We start from the raw sequence: 15,217 nt of genomic DNA, 5'->3' as shown, positions 1-15,217 counted from the left end.
AAGGGCCTGCCCGCCCCTCGCGCCGTCCGGGATTCCAACTGTTTCCTACAATCGCGACGATTGAAAACCCCGTCCCCGCGCGGGCCGGCCCCGGGTGGATACTCGGGCAGCCGGCCGCACTTGCGGAAAAGTCCCGGCACAAACTCTTACCTTTCACCATGTCCACTACGCAACACGCCAAAGTCATGATCCTGGGCTCCGGCCCCGCCGGCTACACGGCCGCCGTGTACGCCGCCCGCGCCAACCTGAACCCGGTGCTGATCACCGGCATCGCACAGGGCGGCCAGCTCATGACGACGACGGAAGTGGACAACTGGCCTGCCGACGTGAACGGCGTGCAGGGTCCGGAACTGATGCAGCGCTTCCTGGAGCATGCCGAGCGCTTCAAGACGCAGGTGGTGTTCGACCACATCAACCAGGTGGACCTGTCCAGGCGCCCCTTCACCCTGACCGGCGACAGCGGCACCTACACCTGCGATTCGCTCATCATCGCCACGGGTGCGTCGGCCAAGTACCTGGGCCTGCCCTCCGAAGAGGCATTCATGGGCCGCGGCGTGTCCGGCTGCGCCACCTGCGACGGCTTCTTCTACCGCGAGCAGGACGTGTGCGTGGTGGGAGGCGGCAACACCGCCGTGGAAGAGGCGCTCTACCTCTCCAACATCGCCCGCAAGGTGACGCTGGTGCACCGCCGCGACAAGTTCAAGGCCGAGCCGATCCTGGTGGACAAGCTCAACGAGAAGGTCGCGGCCGGAAAGATCGAACTGAAGGTTTTCCACACGCTCGACGAGGTGCTGGGCGACGACGGCGGCGTGACCGGCATCCGCATCAAGAGCACGCAGGACGGCAGCACGCAGGACATCGCGCTGCAGGGCTGCTTCATCGCGATCGGCCACGCGCCCAACACCGGCATCTTCGAAGGCCAGCTGACGCTGGAGAACGGCTACATCGTCACGCAGGGCGGGCTCAAGGGCTTCGCCACGCAGACCAGCGTGCCCGGCGTGTTCGCGGCCGGCGACGTGCAGGACCACGTCTATCGCCAGGCCATCACCAGCGCCGGCACGGGCTGCATGGCGGCACTCGACGCGCAGCGTTTCCTGGAGCAGGAAGGCGTGATCTGACGCACGCCCTGCCCGTCCGCACGGGTTGAAGCCGTGCGGGCTGGACATCCTTCCGAAGGCCGCGCTATAATGCGCGGCTTTGCTGCATCTTGCGCACCTGCTTTTTAAAGCACGGCGCCTGCGACAGCAGATACCAACCGGGTTACCGCCACCCTATCTGGCGAGGTGAGGCCGCACGGACAGGCTCTGCAATTCCCAAGCGGAGCGTGCATGTCCTGCGGCTGTATTTGAAAAAATCGGAGTGTCCTCATGGCACGCGTCTGCGACGTCACGGGCAAGAAGCCCATGGTCGGGAACAACGTTTCCCACGCCAACAACAAAACCAAGCGCCGGTTCCTGCCGAACCTGCAATACCGCCGTTTCTGGGTCGAGAGCGAAAACCGCTGGGTGCGCCTGCGTGTCTCCAGCGCCGCCCTGCGTCTGATCGACAAGAACGGCATCGATTCCGTGCTCGCCGACCTGCGTGCACGTGGCCAGGCTTAAGGAGTAGCACCATGGCAACCAAAGGCGGACGCGACAAGATCAAGCTGGAATCCACCGCAGGAACCGGCCACTTCTACACCACCACCAAGAACAAGAAGACGATGCCCGAGAAGATGTCGATCATCAAGTTCGACCCCAAGGCTCGCAAGCACGTCGAGTACAAGGAAATGAAGCTGAAGTAAGGCGCGAGCCGCTTCCAGCGCTTTCCCGAAAAGCCGCCCCACCGAGGGCGGCTTTTCTTTTCCTGCGCGCCTCGGAACCTGCTCTCAGGCCGCAGCGGCCCGGCGGCCCTCTTCCCGCAGCGGCGCGCGGCCGGCCTTCTGTAGCAAGGCATCGCACTGGCCGGCCAGCAACTCGCCCAGCACCCGGTAGCCCTCTTCCACCGCCGGTGTGAAGGGCATGCCGCAGCTGAGCCGCAGAAAGCGCTCGTAGCGGCCGGTATTGGAGAACATGGGCCCGGGCGCCACGCGGATGCCGCGCGCCAGGGCGTCGTCGTAGAGCCGCGTGGAGGACAGGCCCGTGGGCAGTTCCAGCCACAGGCTGATGCCGCCGGGCGGCAGGCTCAGGCGCGTTCCCGCAGGGAAGTACCGGGCCACCGCGCGGGCCGACTGCTCGCGCTGCTCTTTCAGCGACGCACGCATGCGGCGCAGGTGCCGGTCGTAGGCGGGAGAACCCACGGTGCGGGCGGCGAGCAGCTGCGACCAGGTCTGCATGTTCCGCGTGCGGGCGAACTTCAGCATCTGCACGCGCGCGTTCCAGCGCCCCGCGCTCATCCACCCCTGGCGCAGCCCGGGCGCGAAGCTCTTGCTGAGGGAGGCGCAGTAGATCACCTGTCCCGCGTCGCCCGGGCGGTCCCAGGCCTTGGCGGGCCGCATCGGCTGGGCGGACTCGACGAACTCGCGGTAGATGTCGTCCTCGATGAGGGCGAGGCCGTGCTCCACGCACAGCGCGACGAGGCGCTCCTTGTGGGCATCGGGCATGACGCTGCCCTGGGGCATCTGCAGGTGCGGCACCACCACCACCGCCCTGAGCCGGGGCTCGTTGCGGGCCGCGAGCTCCAGGGCCTCGATCGATATGCCGGTGTGCGGGCTGCAGGGAATCTCGAGCGCACGCAGGCCGCGCACCTCGATGGCCTGCAGGATGCCGAAGAAGGTGGGCGATTCGACCGCGATCACGTCGCCGGGCTCGGCCACTGCATCGAGGGCGAGGTTGACGGCCTCCGAGTTGCCGTGCGTGGCACCGATGCCCTCGGGTGCGAGGCTGAGGCCGAAGCTCAGTGCGTGGTGCGCCATGGCCCGCTGGAACTCCGGATGCGTGGACGGCGCGGACGGGCTGTACACGAGGATGTCGGGCTGCTCGCGCAGCAGCCGGATCGCGAGGCGGTTGAGCGCCTCCGCATCGAACAGCGCGGGCGCCGGCATGGCGCTGCCCAGGTCCAGTGCCAGGGGCGCCCGGCGGGCCTTTTCCAGGAAGGTGGAGATGCGCTCGTTGATGCCGGCGAACACATGCGGGTCCGGCGCGAGCGGCTCGTGCAGCTCCGGCTCGCGGGCGGCGGGCAGCGAGGACACGCGGCCGGGAACGGAGGCGAAGTACCCCACCCGCTCGCGCGCCTGGGCGAAGCCTTCGGCCTCGAGATGCCGCAGCACCTGCAGGGCGGTGGTGAGGCTCACGCCGTGCCGCTGGCACAGCTCCCGGACGGAGGGCAGGCGCTGGCCGGGCTGCAGGCTGCCAGCCGTGATGGCCTGCGTGTACAGGCCGGCGATCTGCCGGTAGCGCGGCTGGGCCGAGGCCTTCGCGGCGGGCGGCAGGGGAAGTTCGGCAGCGGAATCGTGCATGGCGAAGACGCCTCGGCGGAAGCGAAACGGGAACATGGCCTTGGAGGGCCGATCCGGCCATCATGCCGTGGACCTGGGCGGCCGCACAGATACAGACAGGCCAGGCCCGCACCATAACAGAGACAGGAAAACCCGCGCTGTTCCCCTCAGCAAGCGGACGGCCTGTGCCTGTCCCCACATCAGGGTTCTCCCTAGGATGAAGCCCTGTCCCGTTACATTCCGCCCCAAGGAGAAACCATGCCGCACACCACCCGCCACACCGTCGCCGCTCCTGCGGCAGGATGTTCCACCCCCGCGGCCTCGCCGCTGTCCGTGCAGCCCGGCCAGAAGCTGCTGGTGTGCCTGCCGCCCGGCGCATCGCTGTTGGTGGAGAGCGGCCGGCTCGCACTGCGGTCCGGCCCTGTCGTATGGGGCCAGGTGGTGGCCTCCCAGATGGACCTGGGCCATCTGGAAGCCGGGCAGTGCCGGGAGGGTTCGCCGGACTGCGCGCCCGAGTGGATGGAAGTGTCGAATCCGGGGCACGCCACGGCGCATGCGGCGCTGCTGGAGCCCGCGCCGGCCCTTTCGCCGCTGGGGGCCATGCTCGGGGCCGGCGTGTCGGGCCTGGCCTGGGCCGCCACGGCGGCGCGGGCGCAGCTGGCCGCCGTGGCGGCATGGGCTGGATCGCGCCGCAGGGCGGCAGGCCCGCACGCCACTACGGCACGGTAAACCCCGCCAGCCAGCGCCGCAGCTGCCGTGGCGGGCCTGGCGTCAGGCCTGCGCGGCCCGCAGCCTCAGGGAAAACTCGCGCAGCGCGGCAACACCGCTTTCCTCGGCGCGGCGGCACCAGGCCTGCAGGTCGGCCGTCAACTGTTCGCGCGAATGCGAGGTGTTCATCCAGAGCTGGCGCAGTTCCTCGCGCATGGTGACCATGGTGTCGAGCACCGGGTGGGCGGCACGGGCGCGGGCGAGCTGCTCCTGGGCGCGCGCGGGCACCTTTTCGGCATCGCGGTGCAGCCAGCGTCGCGCGGCGCGCAGTACCGACACGTCCGCATTGCGGGCCTTGAGGGCGGCAATCTCCTGGCGACAGGCGCGGCGCACGCCGCGCGCATAGCCGGCCATGACCTCGTAGCGGTTGGCGATAAGGGCCTCCAGGGTCTTCTCGTCGGCCACCGGCCTGACGGCGCCCAGGCGCAGCTTGGGCGGCACCTTCCTGACGGTGGCCCAGCCCACGCGGCGCATCAGGCTGATGTAGAGCCAGCCCACGTCGAACTCGTAGGGCTTGACCGAGAACTTGGCCGAGGTGGGATAGGTGTGGTGGTTGTTGTGCAGCTCCTCGCCGCCGATCAGGAGCCCCCAGGGCACGAGGTTGGTGCTGGCGTCCTGCGCCTCGAAGTTGCGGTAGCCCCAGAAGTGGCCGATGCCGTTGACCACGCCCGCGGCCCAGAACGGGATCCAGAGCATCTGCACGGCCCAGACGGTGGCGCCGATGGCGCCGAAGAGCACCAGGTTGATCACCAGCATCAGGCCCACGCCCTGCCATGCGAAACGGCTGTAGAGGTTGCGCTCGATCCAGTCGTCGGGCGTGCCGTGGCCGAATTTGGCCAGGGTCTCGGCGTTGCCCGCTTCGGAGCGGTACAGCTCGGCGCCGCGCCACATCACGGTGTCCAGGCCGCGGGTCTGGGGGCTGTGAGGATCGTCGGCAGTCTCGCACTTGGCGTGGTGCTTGCGGTGGACGGCCACCCATTCCTTCGTGACCATGCCCGTGCCCACCCACAGCCAGAAGCGGAAGAAGTGCGAAGGCACGGCGCCGAGGTCCACCGAGCGGTGCGCCTGGGCGCGATGCAGGAAGATCGTCACGGCGGCGATCGTGATGTGGGTGGTCACCAGCGTGTAGAGGACGATCTCCCACCAGGACAGGTCCAGCAGGCCATTGGCCATCCAGGTGAGGATGGCATCGAAAACGGCCCGGTCGGGAAGGTGCATGGGAAGCCTTTTTGAGAAAGCGGACGGGGAAAATTGCCCGATGAAGGGCACTTCAGGGATTTTAGAAGCCGATGTGCCCGGGAAGTTGCACAAGACCGCGCAATGCGCGGTGTTTCCATGGGCGGATCAGCTGGGAAAATCAGCCTTTTCTGGTCCATACCGCGGCGAAGAAGCCATCGGTCTGGTGCAGATGGGGCCACAGGCGCAGATAGCCAGTGCCGCTGGCGCCGCCGCTGCACAGTCCGGCCGCACCCTCGACCTTGAGCTGCTCGAGCAGCACGCCCACGTCTTCCGCCACGAAGTCGGAATGTGCCGCACTGAAGGCTTCCGCGATACCCTCGTTTTCCTCGGGCAGGATGCTGCAGGTGGCATACACCAGGCGTCCGCCCGGCTTGAGCAGGCGCGCGGCGCTCTGCAGGATGGCGGTCTGCTTGGCCACCAGTTCCTGGACGGCCTGGGGCGACTGCCGCCATTTCAGGTCCGGGTTGCGGCGCAGGGTGCCCAGGCCGGAGCACGGTGCATCGACCAGCACGCGGTCGATCTTGCCAGCCAGGCGCTTGATGCGCTCGTCGCGCTCGTGCGCGATCGCGGCGGGATGCACGTTGGAGAGGCCACTGCGCGCCAGCCGCGGCTTGAGCGCGTCGAGCCGGTGGGCGGAAACGTCGAATGCGTAGAGCCGCCCGGTGCTGCGCATGGCCGCGCCGATGGCAAGCGTCTTGCCGCCCGCGCCGGCGCAGAAATCCACAACCATCTCGCCGCGGCGGGGCTGCAGCAGCAGGGCGAGGAGTTGCGAGCCTTCGTCCTGCACCTCGACGGCGCCGCGAACGAATGCATCGAGCTTGGTGAGCGCCGGCTTGCCCTCCACGCGCAGGCCCCAGGGGGAATATGGCGTCGGCACCGCGGGAATGCCGGCCTTGGCCAGCTCCTTCTGCACGTCGGCGCGCCTGGCGTTCAGGTCGTTGACGCGCAGGTCGAGCGGTGCCGGCTGGGCCAGGCTGTCCGCAAGGGCCCAGAAGCCCTCGCCCACCTGGCGCCGGAGCGGCTGCACGAGCCAGTCGGGCAGGTTGTGGCGATGCGGCTCCAGCAGGTCCTCCACCGGCACGGCATCGCACTGGTCGAGCCAGCTCTTCTCGGCATCGGAGAGCGCGCTCTTGAGGAAGTCGCGCGGGCCGTGGAAGCCCAGGATGGCAAGGCGCCGCTCGCGCGGGCCGGAGCCGGAGCGCGCGAGCTGCTCGAACAGCAGCTTCTTGCGCAGCACGGTGTAGGCGGTCTCGGCGAGGGTGGCGCGTTCGCGCGGACCGAGGGAGCGGTGGTCCCGGAAATAGCGGGACACGACGGCATCGGCGGGGTGTTCGAATTGAAGGGTGAGCCTGACGAGTTCCGCGCAGGCATCCAGGAGGGCTTTCGGGTGCATGCTCCGATTGTCCCATCCATGCGTGCCGGCAGCGCCGCTGTTACGGAATGCAATGCGCTGCAAAAGAAAACCCTATGCGTTTTTCCGGCGTGCCGGGCGCTGCCGGGATTAGATTGGCCGGGCTATGCCCCATGCCCCCCTGCGACGACCGAACGCGACCCCGTTGACTCCGACACTACGGGCGCTGCGCCTGGCGGCCACCGCCGCGGCGACCACGGCGCTGGTGTGCGCCTGCGGCGGCGAAAGTGTGGCCGCTCAGGCTGCGGTGGTGCCCGCAGGCGGCATCGATTCACTGGGAGCGACGGGCTGGGCCTCCCATGGCACGCCGACCACCGGGGGGCTGGGCGCCGCGGCAGGGAGGACCTATACGGTGGCGAACCGCAACGAGCTCATCCAGGCGCTCTACGGCCACACCGCCGTGATCGCCCCGAACGGTTCGGTGAAGGGGACGCCGGACAAGGCGCCCAAGGTCATCCGCATCCAGGGCACCATCGACCTGAACGTGGACGGCCAGCTGCGCCCTTACACGCCGGACCGCTACGTGGCGGGCTCCTGCGCATCGTCGGTGCACGGCTATGCATCCCAGGCCAGCCTGTGGTCGGACTACCTCGCGGCCTACCGCCCGGGCGCCTGGGGCAATGCACGACCGGTGAGCGGCAAGCCGGAAGACGCGCGGGCCTGCGCGGCGGAACTGCAAAGGCGCGTCGTCACGATCAGCGTGCCTGGCAACACGTCCCTGCTGGGCATCGGCACCGACGCGCGGATCCTGCACGGCAACCTCATGCTGGGCGTGCCGGACGCGCCGGCCACCAACATCGTGATCCGCAACATCGCCTTCGAAGACGCATTCGACGACTTCCCCCGATGGGACCCGACGGACTCCTCCGGCGGCCGGTGGAACTCGCAGTACGACCTCATTTCCGTGGCCCATGCCAGCCACGTGTGGATCGACCACGACACCTTCAGCGACGGCGACCGCCACGACCATACCTTCCCCTCCGTGTGGCACGAGACGGTGCACGGCACGGACTACAGCGGCAGCGATTTCAGGGTGCAGCACCATGACGGCCTCGTGGACGTGACCCGGCACGGCAACTACGTCACCCTGTCTAACAACCATTTCCACGACCACGACAAGGCGTTCCTGATCGGCGGCACCGATGCGCCCGGCGCGGACAGCGGCAATCCGCGCATGCTGAAGGTGACGTTCCACGGCAACTACTTCCAGAACCTGCGGCAGCGCCAGGCCCGGGTCCGCTACGGGATGGTGCACCTCTACAACAACTACTACGAGAACACGCGGGACGCCTCGGCCGACTATCCCTGGTTCGCCGGCATGACGCTGGGCCAGGGCGGCAAGGTGCATGCGGAGAACAACGTGGTGTCGCTCACCAGCCAGGACCGGTCCGCGCGGCCTGCCGACGTGGCGAACGCCCGGATCTCGGCGGCGCGGACGCAGGACTGCGCGGCGCTGTTCTCCGCCAGCGAGTGCGCCTCCACGTTCCACGACAGCGGCACGGTGCTCAATGGCGCGCCCGCGGACCTGACGGCCGCCGTGCGCTGGTCATCGGCGCTGGTGACTGCCCCCGCATGGAAGCCGTCGGACTTCTACGATTACGCGCTGGAGGACACCTCGGAACTGGCGGCGCGCATCACCGCCCGTGCGGGAGCGGGCAAGCTCGAAAGCTCCGCGGCGCGACGCTGACCCGGGCCCCGGGATACCCGGGCGGCTGCCGGGCCGACGCACAATCCGGCGATGCACAGCCCCTCCCACCCCGATGGCGAACTGCCTCCGCTGCAGCCCACGCCTCCCGGCCTCTACCGGCATTACAAAGGCATGCTCTACGAAGTGATCGGCACCGCGCGCCACAGCGAGACGCTGGAGCCGATGACGGTGTACCGGGCGCTCTACGGCGACCATGGGCTGTGGGTCCGGCCCGCGGCCATGTTCGCGGAAACGGTCCTCATCGACGGGCGGGTCCGGCACCGGTTCGAGCCCGTCGCATCCGATACGGCGGGCTGACCACGCGAAGGCTGCCGCAGGCCCGTCGGAAGCCGGCCGGCGCCCGCCCGCGGCGTACGCCCGTCGTGGGCAACGGCAGGCGTCCTACAGGCCGGCAGTCCATGCCTGCATAACGTTGTGCCCATGGACCATTTGTTGCAAGGCATGTTCGGGGAAAGATCCCTGACCAAGATCGCTGGAATCTACGATGACAAACCGCCGGCCGAGGCGCTCGCCGGCCGCCTGCTGCGGCTGCATGGCCTGCAGCCGCAGCAGGTCAGGCTGCTGGGACCGCAGGACGCTCGCGCTTCGCGGGCTGAACTGTTCGGCCGCGCCCTGGAACCGGAACAGGCAGGTATCTTCCGCACGCTGCTGCGTTCGCACCTCGTGTCCGGACTGGCAGGCGCACTGGCGGGTGTACTGTTCTACGCCTGGCTGCTGCGCAGCGGCCAGGCCATGGTGGCGGGCAGTCCGCTGCAGGCCTTCATCACCCTCGTGGGCCTCGCCACCGCCTTCGGCCTGCTGCTCGGCGGCCTGGTTTCGCTGCGGCCGGACCATGTGCGGCTGATCACCCAAGTACGTTCCGCGCTGCGCGACGGGCATTGGGCCGTGGTGGTCCATCCCACGGACACGCACCAGGCACAGCTGGCCAGGGACCTGCTGGACGGCAGCCACCCCGGAAAAATCGTTTCGACGCTCTGATGCGCGGGCGCATCCGCTGACCGCATCAGCGAAAAGCGTCAGGACAGCAGCCGTTGCAGCACTGCAGGCGCGTAGATCGCATGCTCCTGCGCCAACACGCGCTCGGCCAGGCGCTCGGCCGTGTCGCCCGGCAGCACCGGCACGACGCCCTGGGCCAGGATGGGCCCGGCATCCAGTTCGGGGGTGACGAGGTGCACGGACGCCCCGGCCACCTTGCAGCCCGCGTCGATGGCGCGCTGGTGGGTATGCAGGCCGGGGAAGGCCGGCAGGAGCGAAGGGTGGATGTTGACCAACCGCCCTGCATAGTGCGCGACGAAGCCGGGTGTGAGGATGCGCATGAAGCCGGCCAGCACCACCAGCGCGGGATCGTGCGCGTCGATCCGCTGCGCGAGTGCTGCGTCGAAGGCTTCCCGCGAGGCATGGGCCCGGTGGTCCACGGCGTCCGTGGCGATGCCCTGCTCCCGCGCCCAGGCGAGGCCGGGCGCATCGGCCTTGTTGCTCAGCACGGCTGCCACCCGCACGCCGTGGCGGCCTGCCCAGTCCTGCATCCGGGCCGTCCGCACGATGGCCGCCATGTTGGAGCCCCCGCCCGAGATCAAAATCACGATGTTCTTCATGGGGCGCGGATTATCGCCGCGTCCGTTCCTCCTCCTTGCTTGCCGCGGCGCCACCCGCCTTTTTGCCATGCCCTTCGATCCCCGCCTCCAGCCCCTGACCGCCGCCGAAGCCCGCGTGCTCGGTACCCTGATGGAAAAGGCCCGCACGGTGCCCGACAGCTATCCGCTCACCCTGAACGCGGTGGTGACCGGCTGCAACCAGAAGTCGAGCCGCGACCCGGTGACCACGCTTTCCGACGCAGAAGTGCAGGAGGCACTGGACAGCCTGCGCCGCCGCGCGATGGTGGTGGAGATCGGCGGCCAGCGCGCCACCCGCTGGGAGCACAACTTCACGCGCGCGGTGGGCGTTCCCGACCAGTCCGCGGCCCTGCTCGGCCTGCTGATGCTGCGCGGTCCGCAGACGGCGGGCGAATTGCGCATCAACGCCGAGCGCTGGCACCGCTTTGCCGACATCTCATCGGTCGAGGCTTTCCTGGACGAACTGCAGTCGCGCAGCGAGGACAAAGGCGGCCCGCTGGTGGCCCTGCTGCCACGCGCACCGGGCGCCCGCGAGTCGCGCTGGACGCACCTGCTCTGCGGCCCCCTGAGCGCCGCCGACATGGCCGCACAGGCGGCCCAGGCCGCCGCTCCCGCCTCTCCGCGGGCGGCCGATCCGGCGCTGGCCGATCGTGTGGCGGCGCTGGAGGCCGAGGTGGCGGCGCTGCGCGGATCGCTGGCGACCCTCTGCGAACAGCTCGGGGTGTCGCTCCCCGGACAGCCATAAAAAGCACGACCGTGCTACAAATTGCGATATCGCGCCGGCCACGCCGGCGTCCACACGGAGACAACGCATGGACCTTGCATTCACCCCCGAAGAACAGGCCTTCCGCGAAGAGATTCGCGCATGGGTCCGCGAACACCTGCCGGCCGAAACCGCGCACAAGGTGCACAACGCCCTGCGCCTGACGCGCGACGACCTGCAGGGCTGGGCCAAGATCCTCGGCAAGAAGGGCTGGCTGGGCTTCGGCTGGCCGAAGCAGTTCGGCGGCCCCGGCTGGACGGCCGTGCAAAAGCACCTGTTCGAGGAAGAGTGCGCGCTGGCCGGTGCGCCCCGCATCGTGCCGTTCGGCCCGGTGATGGTCGCACCGGTGATCATGGCCTTCGGCTCGCCCGAACAGCAGCAGCGCTTCCTGCCCGGCATCGCGAGCGGCGAGGTCTGGTGGAGCCAGGGCTACAGCGAACCGGGCTCGGGCTCCGACCTGGCCAGCCTCAAGACCCGTGCCGAGCGCCGCGGCGACAAATACATCGTCAACGGCCAGAAGACCTGGACCACCCTGGGCCAGTACGGCGACTGGATGTTCAACCTCGTGCGCACCAGCACCGAAGGCAAGCCGCAGACCGGCATCAGCTTCCTGCTGCTGGACATGAAGTCGCCCGGCGTCACGGTGCGGCCGATCAAGCTGCTGGACGGCGAGTGCGAGGTCAACGAAGTGTTCTTCGACAACGTCGAAGTGCCGGCCGAGAACCTGATCGGCGAGGAGAACAAGGGCTGGACCTACGCCAAGCACCTGCTCAGCCACGAACGCACCAACATCGCCGACGTGAACCGCAGCAAGCGCGAGCTGGAGCGCCTCAAGCGCATCGCCAGGACCGAAGGACTGTGGGACGACATGCGCTTCCGCGACCAGATCGCGCTGCTGGAGGTGGACATCGTCGCACTGGAGATGCTGGTGCTGCGCGTGCTGTCTGCCGAGAAATCGGGCAAGAACTCGCTGGACATCGCCGGCCTGCTCAAGATCAAGGGCAGCGAAATCCAGCAGCGCTATGCCGAACTGATGATGCTGGCCGCCGGCCCCTACGCCCTGCCCTTCATCGAGGAGGCCATGGAGGCGGGCTGGCAGGGCGATGCGGCGATGGGCGCTCTGGGGGGATTCCCGGGCGGCACGGTGGCGAATGCGCCGCTGGCGTCCACCTATTTCAACCTGCGCAAGACCACGATTTATGGCGGGAGCAACGAAGTCCAGCGAAACATCGTCGCTCAGACGGTGCTGGGCTGATTTGCTTCCGGGGGGCGACGATGTTTCGCTGGCGCGGTAACGCACGGCTCCCCCGGGCCCCCTCCGCGAGGGGGTTCCAGCATGAGCTTCGCTGATCTTTGAAGGGGCGTGCAAGCGCCCTGCCCTGAACCGCTTTTGGAGACAACCATGGATTTCGATTTTTCTGAAGACCAGCAATCGTTGCGCGATGCGGTGCGGCGCTGGGTGGACAAGGGCTATACGTTCGAGCGGCGCCGCGGCATCGTGGCGGCGGGCGGGTTCGACCGTGCGGCGTATGGCGAGCTGGCGGAGCTGGGCCTGACGGCGCTGACGGTGCCGGAGGCGCACGACGGGCTGGGCCAGGGTGCGGTGGATGCGATGGTGGCGATGGAGGAACTGGGCCGCGGCATCGTGCTGGAGCCGCTGGCGCAGACGTTCGTGGCCAGCGGGGTGCTGGCGCAGTGCGCGCCCGAGGCCGTGCAGGCCGCGTGGCTGCCGCGCATCGCGAGCGGTGAAGCGCTGGTGGTGCTGGCGCACCAGGAGCGCAAGGCACGCTACCGGCTGGACGTGTGCGAAGCCCAGGCCACCGGTTCGGGCGACGGCGCCACGGTGACGGGTACCAAGAGTCTCGTGCCCGCGGGCGACCAGGCCGATGCGTTCCTGGTGCCTGCACAGCGACAGGGCCGCATGGCCCTCTTCCTGGTCGAGCGCAGCGCGCAGGGCGTGGCCACGCGCGGCTATGTGACGCAGGACGGCAGCCGCGCGGCGGAGGTCCAGTTCGACAACGCGCCGGCCACGCTGGTCGCGGAAGACGGGCTGGCGGCACTCGAGCTCGCGGTGGACATCGGCATCGCCGCGGCGTGCGCCGAGGCCGTGGGCGTGATGGACCAGACCGTGGCCCTCACCGTGGACTACATGAACCAGCGCAAGCAGTTCGGCGTGCCGATCGCGAGCTTCCAGGCACTGCGGCACCGCGTGGCCGACATGAAGATGCAGCTGGAACTCGCGCGCTCGATGAGCTATTACGCCAGCCTGAAGCTGGGTGCGCCGGCCGAGGAGCGCCGCCGCGCCCTGTCGCGCGCCAAGGTGCAGCTCGGGCAGTCGATGCGCTTCGTGGGCCAGCAGTCCGTGCAGTTGCACGGCGGCATCGGCGTGACCGACGAATACATCGGCAGCCACTACTTCAAGAAGCTCACGCAGCTGGAGATGACCTGGGGCGACACGCTGCACCACCTGGGCGAGGTGTCGGCGCGCATGCAGGACACGGCGGGCGTGTTCGCCTGACGGGAGCGGCAACGCGACCGTCTGCGCGCGGTAACACAAACCCCGCGACGGAGGGGTAGGCACAGCAGGCACTCTGTGGTCAAGTGCGCGGTTCATCCGACACGTCACTTGTCACGAGGGAGTTCCATGCACTACACGCCATCACCATCCCGCCGCCCATCCGCATCCGCCCTGCTGCTGGGTGGCGTCATCGCCGCCTGCGCCGCCCCCGCATGGGCCCAGACGGCAGAGCCCGAGCCCGGCATGTGGAGCTTCGACGGCGAGCTGGACGGCCGCCCGGGCCGCAGCCTGCACATCGACACCCAGGCCGGCCGCACCATGGCCGTGTCCTACCTGGGGTACCGCGCCGACGGCTCGTCGTTCTTCCTTCAGGCCGCGGGCACCCGGCCCAACACCTCTTCCACCTTCGACGGCACGCTGAGCGAGTTCCGCAACGGCCCCGTGATCGGCGGCGGCACCGGCCAGGGCGAGACCGCAGCCACCGCGGGCCCCGTGAAGATCGTCTTCGACACGCCCACCACGGGCACCGTCACGCTGCCGGGCGACGTGCCGCGGCGTATTTCGCGCTACCAGTACGAGGACCCTGGCGTGCGGCTCACGCGCGACGCGATTGCCACCGACACATTCTCCGGCGTGACGCAGAGCTCGAGAACTCCGCACTGGATTGGCGTGAAGCTGGAGAATGGCCAGTTCTCCATGAAGATCGACACCAGCGCGGAACGACGGAACTGCATCTACACCGGCAACATCCAGCCCGCAGGCTCGGGCGTGTCTTCCGACGGAACTTACTTGTGCACCAGGAGCGATGGGACGCAGGAGACAGGCCCTTACCGTGCAGAGCATTTCATGATGCAGGCCGATGGCATATTCCGAGGGACCCTGTGGCAGGACGGCGCTTCCACCGACCTGTTTGGCTACTGCATGGGGGGTGCCGTCTTCATGGACTGGCCGGGGCTTTGCCCTACGGCACGAGGGTTCCAGACGCAGCCGGAACCCGGTATCTGGGGTTTCGAGGGCGAGGTGAGCGGCCGGCCCGGGCGCAGCCTGCAGATCGACACGCAGCAGGGACGTGCCATGGTGGTGACCTATGTGGGTTACCGGCCCGACGGCTCCTCACTCTTCCTGCAGGCCGGGGGCGTCCGGGCCGAGGGCGACACGGCCTTCACCGGCAACCTGCAGGAATACCGCAATGGGCCCGTGCTGGGCGGCGGCACCCGCAGCGGCGAGCAGGCCGCCGACCTGGGCCCGATGCGCATCACCTTCGACTCGGCCACCACCGGCACCGTCACCCTTCCCGGCGACACGCCCCGGCGCATCGTGCGGTTCCAGTACGAGGATCTCACGGCGCGGTTCAACCAGACCTACCGCATCCGTTTCGCCGCAGGCTCTACGTTGGGATTCGCGGCACGCCTGCAGCTCAAGTTCCAGACCCGCGACGGGCAGTTCCAAATGGTCCAAAACGGCGGGGACGGTACCCAGGGCTGCACCTACACCGGCAGCTACCGGTTCGCCGGCCGGAGCCTCGTCAGCCCTTCCGGAACTTACGTGTGCGACGGCTCCGGGGAAACGGGCACCTACAGCAACTACCAGTTCGAAGTCGATGCCGGTGGGCACATCGTTTTCTACAAATCCCCGCGCCAGATCTATGGCGGCGGCGTCTGTGTCCGGCGGACTGAAGCAGGCGGATTCCGGCCCTGCAGCACCGAAGAGCTGAACACGCCGGCCTCCTGACGGGAAGTGCAGCCGCGGCGCGATGCCGGGCTGCACGTGCCACGCGGCGCG

General features: G+C 68.7%; 15 protein-coding genes. 11 read left to right on the top strand and 4 right to left on the bottom strand.

The features are described from left to right. Positions 1 to 158 precede the first annotated feature (158 nt). The 3 genes from trxB to rpmG all read left to right on the top strand — a co-directional run bounded on the left by trxB (position 159) and on the right by rpmG (position 1,783). A complete protein-coding gene (trxB, locus tag T336_RS0122760) occupies positions 159 to 1,118 on the top strand; it encodes a thioredoxin-disulfide reductase (RefSeq protein ID WP_026434243.1) in 960 nt (319 codons plus the stop codon). 249 nt (positions 1,119 to 1,367) lie between these two features. Next, positions 1,368 to 1,601, top strand: coding sequence for a 50S ribosomal protein L28 (gene rpmB, locus T336_RS0122755; RefSeq protein WP_005797187.1), 234 nt, complete (start codon positions 1,368 to 1,370; stop codon positions 1,599 to 1,601). 11 nt (positions 1,602 to 1,612) lie between these two features. Beyond that, on the top strand, positions 1,613 to 1,783 hold the full coding sequence (rpmG, locus tag T336_RS0122750; RefSeq protein ID WP_011796484.1) for a 50S ribosomal protein L33: 171 nt from the start codon (positions 1,613 to 1,615) through the stop codon (positions 1,781 to 1,783). Positions 1,784 to 1,867: 84 nt separating this feature from the next. Here rpmG and T336_RS0122745 read toward each other — a convergent pair whose 3' ends face one another. Further along, the gene (locus T336_RS0122745) at positions 1,868 to 3,436 is read right to left on the bottom strand and encodes an aminotransferase-like domain-containing protein (RefSeq protein WP_051647417.1); all 1,569 of its coding nucleotides are present in this window, start codon (positions 3,434 to 3,436) and stop codon (positions 1,868 to 1,870) included. Positions 3,437 to 3,673: 237 nt separating this feature from the next. Here T336_RS0122745 and T336_RS0122740 point away from each other — a divergent pair, with 237 nt between their 5' ends. Further along, positions 3,674 to 4,144 (top strand): hypothetical protein, encoded by a 471-nt coding sequence (locus T336_RS0122740; protein ID WP_026434241.1) that lies wholly within the window; start codon positions 3,674 to 3,676, stop codon positions 4,142 to 4,144. A gap of 42 nt (positions 4,145 to 4,186) precedes the next feature. Here the strand turns inward: T336_RS0122740 and T336_RS0122735 are convergent, their stop codons facing one another. Both T336_RS0122735 and T336_RS0122730 read right to left on the bottom strand, forming a co-directional pair. Then, positions 4,187 to 5,401: a DesA family fatty acid desaturase gene (locus tag T336_RS0122735; protein ID WP_019701447.1), complete on the bottom strand. Its 1,215-nt coding sequence runs from the start codon at positions 5,399 to 5,401 to the stop codon at positions 4,187 to 4,189. Between the two features lie 139 nt (positions 5,402 to 5,540). Beyond that, on the bottom strand, positions 5,541 to 6,815 hold the full coding sequence (locus tag T336_RS0122730) for an RsmB/NOP family class I SAM-dependent RNA methyltransferase (RefSeq protein ID WP_026434240.1): 1,275 nt from the start codon (positions 6,813 to 6,815) through the stop codon (positions 5,541 to 5,543). Positions 6,816 to 6,978: 163 nt separating this feature from the next. On the opposite strand from T336_RS0122730, the gene T336_RS0122725 reads away from it, so the two are divergent. The 3 genes from T336_RS0122725 to T336_RS0122715 all read left to right on the top strand — a co-directional run bounded on the left by T336_RS0122725 (position 6,979) and on the right by T336_RS0122715 (position 9,519). After that, complete coding sequence (locus T336_RS0122725; protein WP_035227090.1) at positions 6,979 to 8,520, top strand: pectate lyase family protein; 1,542 nt, start codon at positions 6,979 to 6,981, stop codon at positions 8,518 to 8,520. Between the two features lie 51 nt (positions 8,521 to 8,571). Continuing rightward, positions 8,572 to 8,838 carry a DUF1653 domain-containing protein gene (locus T336_RS0122720; protein WP_026434238.1) on the top strand — a complete coding sequence of 89 codons (267 nt, stop codon included), beginning with the start codon at positions 8,572 to 8,574 and terminating at the stop codon, positions 8,836 to 8,838. A gap of 123 nt (positions 8,839 to 8,961) precedes the next feature. Further along, positions 8,962 to 9,519: a hypothetical protein gene (locus tag T336_RS0122715; protein WP_035227086.1), complete on the top strand. Its 558-nt coding sequence runs from the start codon at positions 8,962 to 8,964 to the stop codon at positions 9,517 to 9,519. Positions 9,520 to 9,557: 38 nt separating this feature from the next. On the opposite strand, the gene purN is transcribed toward T336_RS0122715, so the two are convergent. After that, positions 9,558 to 10,136 (bottom strand): phosphoribosylglycinamide formyltransferase, encoded by a 579-nt coding sequence (gene purN / locus T336_RS0122710; RefSeq protein ID WP_026434236.1) that lies wholly within the window; start codon positions 10,134 to 10,136, stop codon positions 9,558 to 9,560. 67 nt (positions 10,137 to 10,203) lie between these two features. On the opposite strand from purN, the gene T336_RS0122705 reads away from it, so the two are divergent. From T336_RS0122705 to T336_RS0122690, 4 genes are all read left to right on the top strand, one after another. After that, positions 10,204 to 10,899, top strand: a complete 696-nt coding sequence (locus T336_RS0122705; protein ID WP_019703357.1) for a YceH family protein — start codon at positions 10,204 to 10,206, stop codon at positions 10,897 to 10,899. 67 nt (positions 10,900 to 10,966) lie between these two features. Then, entirely contained in the window at positions 10,967 to 12,172 is a 1,206-nt protein-coding gene (locus T336_RS0122700) for an acyl-CoA dehydrogenase family protein (RefSeq protein WP_026434235.1), read from the top strand. Between the two features lie 147 nt (positions 12,173 to 12,319). Continuing rightward, positions 12,320 to 13,435, top strand: coding sequence for an acyl-CoA dehydrogenase family protein (locus tag T336_RS0122695; RefSeq protein ID WP_026434234.1), 1,116 nt, complete (start codon positions 12,320 to 12,322; stop codon positions 13,433 to 13,435). A 126-nt stretch (positions 13,436 to 13,561) separates the two neighbouring features. After that, positions 13,562 to 15,166, top strand: coding sequence for a hypothetical protein (locus T336_RS0122690; RefSeq protein ID WP_026434233.1), 1,605 nt, complete (start codon positions 13,562 to 13,564; stop codon positions 15,164 to 15,166). Positions 15,167 to 15,217: the final 51 nt, after the last annotated feature.

It is taken from the genome of Paracidovorax oryzae ATCC 19882, assembly GCF_000687165.1.
GTDB lineage: Bacteria > Pseudomonadota > Gammaproteobacteria > Burkholderiales > Burkholderiaceae_C > Paracidovorax > Paracidovorax oryzae.
The sequence above is the reverse complement of the archived record's forward strand: the minus strand, read 5'-3'. Positions and strand labels throughout refer to the sequence as shown.

Coding starts and splice junctions, on each gene's coding strand:
- trxB (WP_026434243.1), top strand. CDS start 159: ATGTCCACTACGCAACACGCCAAAGTCATGATCCTGGGCTCCGGCCCC.
- rpmB (WP_005797187.1), top strand. CDS start 1,368: ATGGCACGCGTCTGCGACGTCACGGGCAAGAAGCCCATGGTCGGGAAC.
- rpmG (WP_011796484.1), top strand. CDS start 1,613: ATGGCAACCAAAGGCGGACGCGACAAGATCAAGCTGGAATCCACCGCA.
- T336_RS0122745 (WP_051647417.1), bottom strand. CDS start 3,436: ATGCACGATTCCGCTGCCGAACTTCCCCTGCCGCCCGCCGCGAAGGCC.
- T336_RS0122740 (WP_026434241.1), top strand. CDS start 3,674: ATGCCGCACACCACCCGCCACACCGTCGCCGCTCCTGCGGCAGGATGT.
- T336_RS0122735 (WP_019701447.1), bottom strand. CDS start 5,401: ATGCACCTTCCCGACCGGGCCGTTTTCGATGCCATCCTCACCTGGATG.
- T336_RS0122730 (WP_026434240.1), bottom strand. CDS start 6,815: ATGCACCCGAAAGCCCTCCTGGATGCCTGCGCGGAACTCGTCAGGCTC.
- T336_RS0122720 (WP_026434238.1), top strand. CDS start 8,572: ATGCACAGCCCCTCCCACCCCGATGGCGAACTGCCTCCGCTGCAGCCC.
- T336_RS0122715 (WP_035227086.1), top strand. CDS start 8,962: ATGGACCATTTGTTGCAAGGCATGTTCGGGGAAAGATCCCTGACCAAG.
- purN (WP_026434236.1), bottom strand. CDS start 10,136: ATGAAGAACATCGTGATTTTGATCTCGGGCGGGGGCTCCAACATGGCG.
- T336_RS0122705 (WP_019703357.1), top strand. CDS start 10,204: ATGCCCTTCGATCCCCGCCTCCAGCCCCTGACCGCCGCCGAAGCCCGC.
- T336_RS0122700 (WP_026434235.1), top strand. CDS start 10,967: ATGGACCTTGCATTCACCCCCGAAGAACAGGCCTTCCGCGAAGAGATT.
- T336_RS0122695 (WP_026434234.1), top strand. CDS start 12,320: ATGGATTTCGATTTTTCTGAAGACCAGCAATCGTTGCGCGATGCGGTG.
- T336_RS0122690 (WP_026434233.1), top strand. CDS start 13,562: ATGCACTACACGCCATCACCATCCCGCCGCCCATCCGCATCCGCCCTG.